Source organism: Candidatus Latescibacter sp. (assembly GCA_030692375.1).
In the GTDB taxonomy this organism is placed as follows: Bacteria; Latescibacterota; Latescibacteria; order Latescibacterales; family Latescibacteraceae; genus JAUYCD01.
This window is the reverse complement of sequence record JAUYCD010000018.1, coordinates 24,821-32,066: the sequence shown is the minus strand read 5'-3', so window position 1 is coordinate 32,066 and position 7,246 is coordinate 24,821. Positions and strand designations below refer to the sequence as shown.

Sequence of the window (7,246 nt, the reverse complement as noted above, 5' to 3'; positions counted from 1 at the left end):
CGAAATTCCCATGTGTTCTCCCCGATCTTTTTCGGTTTCTCGAACTCAAAACCGCGCGGCGGAGCCACACTTGAAGCCATCGCTGCAACATTGATAATATCGAAACAGTCCATCTTTCGGAAGAATGCGATGGCATCCTCTTTCCAGCTCTGCACTACCTCGTCGCGGCGGCCTTCCCAGAACGCGAACTGTGATTTTGCCTTGGCACGGTAATAGGTCTCATGCCCAAGCACCCGGCCAACCGTGTCGAAATCGACCGCCCATTCTCCCCAGGGAACCTTGTCCGGTATCTCGCCCCTGAGGACGGCGTTAACACGCTCTTTGGAAGTCATTGAAACCTCAAAAAAGGGAATACAGGAGTCAGAAGACAGGAGTCAGGAGAAAAACGAAAAACTCCAGAAAGCCTCTGATATTAGCTATATTACGATGATAAAGACAATGCAGACCAATCAGGGTTTCGCAAGCGTCAATTCCGGCCACATTTTTTGCCATTTTTTTTGATGAGTGTCCCGAGTATGGAACACCTCCATAGAGAAAAGTGATATTATTGTTTTGACTTCGCAAAGACTCGGTTTGCCTCTTCGGCATTCTGCAATCTTTGTTTACATATCCCTTCATAATAGTGCCGGTAGGCGGCAAACATCTTTTTTGATATATAATTGTCAATCCACTGACACCGGTGTAGTTCCATGGAGGGCTTCAGGAAGATATACCCGGCGGCAATATCGGAAAAACAAACCGCGGGACGGTTTCTATATCGAGAAACTTTGCTGTCGCGCAGGAACTCAACCGGAGAACTGAGTACATCGAATCCGACCGGTTCATTGCGTTCTCTGCACGCATTTTCGATAAACCGGGAAACTAGGCCGTCTGAAGAATCATGGAGCAGGATTTGATAAATATCATTCCCATGCCTCTGATGGAGCAGGAATCCCATCCGGCTCCATTCCTTCAGAACTTTTCCGTTTCTCACTACTGCCTGGCGGTAGTTGATAAACGAGTGATTTGCCCCTACAAGCACTACCGCGCGCGCTCCTTTTTGCAGTATATTTTTCTCGATATTGCGCGCCATGATTTCATCGCGTTTGGATAGCAAAATGATATCATCAATCGCGCTGATTCCCTTAAACTTCTGCCAGAAGGGTACATTCAAACCTTCATCCCCCAGTCCCAGAAGTGCAAAAGAGGGGCCGTCCCAGATAAAATCGATACCGACAACTATTATTTTCTGCTGTTTGTCCGGAATCTCCTGATTGACTCTCCATACCGTCTCCAACACATCCCAATATCCTTTCCAACCCCATGTCTTCCAGCCCTGCGAGCGTGCAATATCCAGAGCCAGCCGCCGGTCGAAAACGGGAGCGGTCACGAGCTTTCTCAAGCGTTCATTATCTTCGGCCACACACGATTCCATGGCGATGCAGGTTACATGGGACTGATAATAGAGCCGTGGGATAATCTGGTTCAAGAATTCCAGGTTTTCCCGAATTTCATGTCTTTCGCCAAGAATCGTAATTTGGTGGCTTCCGGCTACTTTCACCAAATAGTCGGATGGCGTGCTTCCCTTGGCGTCGAGCCACTTTTGAAAACGGATTATTTCGGTTGTGTCCTGACTCGCGGCTTCCGTTACCATACTGCTGCTGCGACTGGTGTACGGCGGGGGTGTAAACGATTCAGGTACTGCACGATTTGCATCGGTGTATAACCCGACTTTTTTAAAAATATTTGGTACAGACAGGGCCAAGCCTGCGAACAGCAGTATGAACAGAACCGGTATTATTCTTCTCATCGGAAGACCCTTTTTTCAAAAAGAATCCTCGATAGCCTTCAGCATGGCGAGAATGTTTTCTGTCGGAGTGTTGGCCTGGATATTATGGATTGTGTTGAATACAAAACCACCGCCTTTATTGAAAATCCGGATACGCTCACGGACTTCCTTATAAACCTCGTCCGGTGTCCCGAAAGGCAGGGTTCTCTGTGTGTCTACACCGCCGCCCCAGAACGTGATACGATCGCCGAAATCCCTCTTGAGACCGTTCGGTTCCATACCTTCAGCTGAGCACTGTACCGGATTGAAAATATCGATGCCGGCCTCGATAATGTCCTCCATGATGGGACGGTTTCCCCCGCAGGAGTGGATCATTACCTTCCAGTTGGTGTTGGCGTGAATCCAGCCGCACATCCGCGCGAAGAAGGGCTTGTAGAGGTCGCGGAACATGTCCGGCGAGAAGAGAGGGCCGCGCTGGGTGCCGTAATCGGAGCCGCTCAGGTAGAGAATCTCGATGTTATCGCCGACCGCCTCGTACACCCTTCGGAGATTGCCCATGGTAATGTCGGTCTGACGGTCGTAGACTTCATACACATAATCCCTGCGGAGCGCATGGGAGATGTACCACTCCTCGGTGTCGCGGATTCCGTTTGGAGATTCTAGCCAGGGAGCGGGAATGGCGGCCACATTGCCCAGCGCGGCGCCGGGCATGGCCAGGATGACCGCGCAGTCGGTGTTGGCATGGAGATATTCGGCGCTTTTCCTGAAATGCTCCAACTCTGAATCGGGAATAGGGCCGAATTCCTCCACATTGTCCGCAGGATCGAGTTTGTCCTCATTGATCGGCTTCTGGCGGACAATAGCATCGAAATAGAGACCGCCTTTAGGCATCTTTGAGCTGGGAGCGAGGGTTTTGTCCCCGCGCGGATACTGGACAATATCGCCGTTTTCATCCGGCTCAGTGTTGAATTTTCCCGGAACGAGCACAGGGGTGCCGTCGAACATCTTCCATTCTTTCCAGTCGGCATTCTTGAAACCGAAGCGAGTCGAGGTGCCGAAAATTCCGATACAGTCGCCGTGCAGACGCTCACGGAGGTCATCCGACACCTCTCCGAGCATCTGGATAGGCTCGAATACCTTCACAGGTTGTTCCGTTTTATCCATCCCGAGCGCCATTCGCAGGCGCGGTATGACACCTGCGGTCAGGCCGGACACAACGGTTCCTCCGAAATCAACCGGCGTACGGTCCGGTTCATGGTGATTGATGGCGGCAATGATTCGTTCTCTGGAAGTCATGGCGGCTCCTACTTCAGCTCGCAGAATGTGAAATTGGTCTTGAGAAAATATTCCGGCATGGACATATTGCTTACAGTAAGACGCCGCACCTCGCAGCGGACGCCGTCCTTGTCATAGCCGTAGCCGGTGGTGTCGAGTACGATGGGTTCCCCGTTGTGTTCACCAAGAAAAAGCTGGCAGTGCCCTCCGCCGCATGTCTGAATGGTGATAAACGGCTCGTTGGCGAGAATGGCCTTGTATTGCTCGGCCTTGCCCTCGGCGGGGCGAACCACCCGCTTTTTGTTATCCGAGAAGAAGGTGAACAGCTCCGCGTTGAACGGAAGCTCGAATCCGAAGCAGGCGAAGAGATCGCGGAGCGTAGTCTCATGATTACGGCCATACCAGGCCATCGACCAGTCGTAGGGGTTCCCCATCATCTTGAAAGCGGTGGTCACCACGTTGCGGCGCGTATAAGGCAGCCATCCCACATGAACGTCCGCATCCTTCGCCAGCCATGCCTGCTCTGTGGCGAGCCTCCCGTTCGCCCGGCGGACGGGGACAAACACCTGCCGGTGATTAGCCTGTGAAACGAGAGGCAGACGGTCGCCAAGCCGCAGCCATCCGGAGGCATACCTGCATGATTCATCGGAATAGTAGGGGACGCGGTCGCCGGTGCAGACCACAAATAGGGCGGGCCGGGAGAATTTAGTAATATCCGCTTTTGGAGCGAATGCCGTTTCCTCGGTTTTTATCCAGCCGTAACCCTCTGGAGAGAGCACAAAAACATATCCGCCGCTCCGTGAGCTGTGCAGCACCGAAACCGGGGCGCCGACACGGACGATGTTGACTGTCCATACATCCCAGCGTGCTTTGCCGTTCTCCATGAGACCGACCTGCTCTGGAGTGAAAGTGGGGACGATCCGCAGCCGGGCGCTAGAGACCGTTACTGCATCGAGCGGGGTGACCGTGCTGCCGATCAGGTCGGGCGCCATTTCCTTCTCAAAACGGTCCAGCTCCCAATCGGTGTACTTGATGCCGAGCATGTTACCAAATTCCTTGAATTCGACCGATTTGAGGCCGAGGACGTTCTTCGAGTATTTCCCCCGCATGAAATTGATATCCTTGGCCACTTCCTCACGCACAGCGGCTGCGATCTGCGCAGGGGTCATGGACGCCAGGTCCGGCAGGACGATATACCGTCCCGGCCAGCGGTTCAGATCATCGTGATTGGGGATACGGTCTTTGTCGACACCTTTGAACGGATCGGGCGCTTTCATGCGCGACAGGTACGACACATTCATCGCCTGGATGGCGGAAGGAGTCAGGATAACCTCATCCGGGGCTTTCATTTTGGCGATCCAGAATGCTGTAGTGTTCATCTCCGGGAGCGTTCCCGGAAGCACATCCGGGGCGCGGTTGTAAAACTCGGCGCTCACCGCGATGGTTCCGAACATGAGGCCGAACATAAGGGAGAGAGGAAGCTTTTTCAAGTGCATGTGCGTTCTCCTTGTTAAAAATCCCCCCGGCGCACAGCGCCGACCCCCTTGTTAAGGGGGCAAAAAAGAAGGAAAAAGACAGCATTGTATAATTCTCCCCTTAATAAGGGGAGATGCCGACAGGCAGAGGGGATTTCTTCTCCTTTCGGAAAAGGATAAAAAAAGCGCAAAAAACAGGAAAAATCCATTTATAATAAAAAATATTTTTTTTCAGAATCAAACATAAACAGACAAATACAATATATAAAAAAAAACTTAGAATAAGCAATAACAAGACTTAGAGACGGGAAAAAAAACAAAAAATACATAAGTGCTCTCAGGCGGCATTTGCAATACTCTATGATTATACAGGAAATCCGATACTATCGAGGCAGCTCTATCAGGCATTCAAAGTTGAATTTATAGCAGGAGCAAGAGACGGTGGAATAATAGCGACGAGAGATATTGAGGTGTTTTTGAGAGAGAATATGGTCTGAAATCTGAAATGTAAAATCTGAAATCTGAGAGAATCAATTAAATAATCGGGAAAGCCTAACGTTACCATTCAACGGATCGAGGGACGGCGCAAAGCGCCGCTCCCGAGATTCCGCTACGACGGCGGGTTAGACCTCCGTTCAAGAAAACATTTCAGTCTCGATGAGCCGCATGTACTTGTTGGCGTAGAACATGTCTGGCTCCTGCTTACGTGCGCGAACCTTGACGTTGAACTTCGGATCATTGGGCGATGCAACGTCAAAGAGGATTAGTCCGACGCCGAACACCTGACAGAGCGAGTCGAGCCGCGCAACCTCACCTTGAGGGGAGTCCTCTGGCACCACAAGATATGATTTATGGCTGAAGAGGCAGTATGCGCAGGCCTGCCCGAACGCGGTAACGAGTTGTGAGACGTCGGTCTTGATTTCGGCGGAGACGATCTCCGTTGGCGCTTGCAAAATGTCACTTTTCTTTGACTCCCGCTTGCCGATCACGTCCGGCGTACCCCATTTATCCTTAAACTTGTTGCCGCCAAGGGGAATCGCCTTGGTGCACTCTTCAAAGTCGTTGACGAGCCAATCTGCAAAAGGAGAGTAGAAGTCTTCTTCCTTCGTTTTCTGCGGGGGCTTTGGAACAAGATCGACCTTGAGCTGATCCGTGTCCTTATCGAGGAACTCGACGAGCCGGAAAAGGCCGCGCGAGGGTTTGTAGACTTTTTCGGGCAGACGAGTTGCCAGGTCCCAGACGGTACCGTGAATGGTGTTGTTCATCAATGAGGCATCAGCCGTCTCAATGAGGCGTACGAGGTCCCCATAACGGACGCCATCCGGATGCTTTTTGAGTTGTTATAGAGCGAGGTTCGTAATCTTTTCCGCGATTTTTGCCATAGCGGAGTCTCCTTTAGCCTCCGAGGTCTAACAAATAATTCTGTAGCCCCTTCATAACACCCATTATAAAATTGTTTCTATTGAATCGCGAAGAAAAATAATAAACTATTATACAAAAAAGCTAACTGTCACCCCAAATAAGGGAAATATAAGGGAATTGGATATCATCCGATGCTTGACATATTGTTCGTTTTCAGAACATCCAGGTTGTCGCCGTAATAGAGTATGTTATCCATTTTCACCAGCTTTTTTTGGGCAACCACAGGGGGTTGCCCCTATTTTGCAACTCAGGCACTTGCTTCGACAGGCACTTGCTTCGACAGGCTCAGCAAGCGGGCACTGAGCTTGTCGAAGTGCAGGCACTCAGGCACTTTATTTCCTCGGTTCATGGTCGTTGAAACGTGCGAAATAGAAAAACTTGATCGGTTTTTCCGACACATTGAAGTTGGCGTGCGGGACTTTATCATTCGGCGGAATTTCATAGGCCGAGCCGACCGGCAGCCTGCGAATCTGCTTTCCGAGAAGGAAGTATACCTCGCCGCTCATGGTCACCCACACTTCCTCGCATCCTGGAATGTGGCTGTGCGGCTGGGCAAAAGTCATGGGGTACAACTCGACAGTCAGCACCATCTGGAGCGTCGCCAGGCCGTCATCGGGCATGATCAGATCCTTGTAGGCATTGACCCAGTGGGCGTTGGACGTAGTCCAGGGCGTTACATTCTCGTCACGCACGAAGAGGTCCGTATTGGGACGGAATCCGGGCGGAGTCGGCTCGGCTACCAGGTACATGGTCATCTCTTCATCGCCGGTGTTGGTTATGGTGAAGCTGAGATTGCAGGGAACCATGAAAAACATCCCCGGATAGAGTTCCACCGTTTTCTTTCCGGCGGTTACCCTGCCTTTGCCGGAAAGGATAAGGAAAAGCTCCTGCTCGTTTTTCAGTGTGGTCGGCGAAGTGGAGCCGGACGCATCGAGGGTGGCGTAGGAGAAGCGGTTCACATACTTGAGCACCGCGCCTTTGGTCGGCGGATTCATGGGATCGCCATCGCAGCGGGTGAGCACCGCCCGTTCGATCAGGGCGCCGTGCGTATGCACAGGCATGGAATCTTTATAACTTGAGATGTACATGTCCGGGTTCGGTTCTTTGGCCGGATCGTACGGCGCCGGATCTAGCTGATTCTGCGCGAATGCAGGAACGGTGTACCCTGTCAGAAGAAGAAGACAGAGTATGGAAATCGGACGTGACATGGAGTCCTCCTATTCGGAATATATCCTGAAACGAGTTCAGGATGACACGTGTCATGCCGAACTTGTTTCGGCATCTATTTTTAAAAGGTGACACGTGT

At 51.5% G+C, this 7,246-nt stretch carries 6 protein-coding genes; all 6 read right to left on the bottom strand.

Annotation, left to right across the window (positions count from 1 at the left end):
• Positions 1 to 332 (bottom strand): hypothetical protein (locus Q8O92_01265; protein ID MDP2981943.1); only part of this gene is annotated, 332 nt, incomplete at its 3' end.
• A 212-nt stretch (positions 333 to 544) separates the two neighbouring features.
• Positions 545 to 1,789: a hypothetical protein gene (locus tag Q8O92_01260; protein ID MDP2981942.1), complete on the bottom strand. Its 1,245-nt coding sequence runs from the start codon at positions 1,787 to 1,789 to the stop codon at positions 545 to 547.
• 15 nt (positions 1,790 to 1,804) lie between these two features.
• Positions 1,805 to 3,064, bottom strand: coding sequence for a uroporphyrinogen decarboxylase family protein (locus tag Q8O92_01255; protein MDP2981941.1), 1,260 nt, complete (start codon positions 3,062 to 3,064; stop codon positions 1,805 to 1,807).
• 8 nt (positions 3,065 to 3,072) lie between these two features.
• Positions 3,073 to 4,539: an SH3 domain-containing protein gene (locus tag Q8O92_01250; protein MDP2981940.1), complete on the bottom strand. Its 1,467-nt coding sequence runs from the start codon at positions 4,537 to 4,539 to the stop codon at positions 3,073 to 3,075.
• Positions 4,540 to 5,153: 614 nt separating this feature from the next.
• Positions 5,154 to 5,783, bottom strand: coding sequence for a hypothetical protein (locus Q8O92_01245; GenBank protein MDP2981939.1), 630 nt, complete (start codon positions 5,781 to 5,783; stop codon positions 5,154 to 5,156).
• Between the two features lie 489 nt (positions 5,784 to 6,272).
• Complete coding sequence (locus Q8O92_01240) at positions 6,273 to 7,148, bottom strand: cupin domain-containing protein (GenBank protein MDP2981938.1); 876 nt, start codon at positions 7,146 to 7,148, stop codon at positions 6,273 to 6,275.
• Positions 7,149 to 7,246: the final 98 nt, after the last annotated feature.

Coding starts and splice junctions, on each gene's coding strand:
- Q8O92_01255 (MDP2981941.1), bottom strand. CDS start 3,064: ATGACTTCCAGAGAACGAATCATTGCCGCCATCAATCACCATGAACCG.
- Q8O92_01245 (MDP2981939.1), bottom strand. CDS start 5,783: ATGAACAACACCATTCACGGTACCGTCTGGGACCTGGCAACTCGTCTG.
- Q8O92_01240 (MDP2981938.1), bottom strand. CDS start 7,148: ATGTCACGTCCGATTTCCATACTCTGTCTTCTTCTTCTGACAGGGTAC.
- Q8O92_01260 (MDP2981942.1), bottom strand. CDS start 1,789: ATGAGAAGAATAATACCGGTTCTGTTCATACTGCTGTTCGCAGGCTTG.
- Q8O92_01250 (MDP2981940.1), bottom strand. CDS start 4,539: ATGCACTTGAAAAAGCTTCCTCTCTCCCTTATGTTCGGCCTCATGTTC.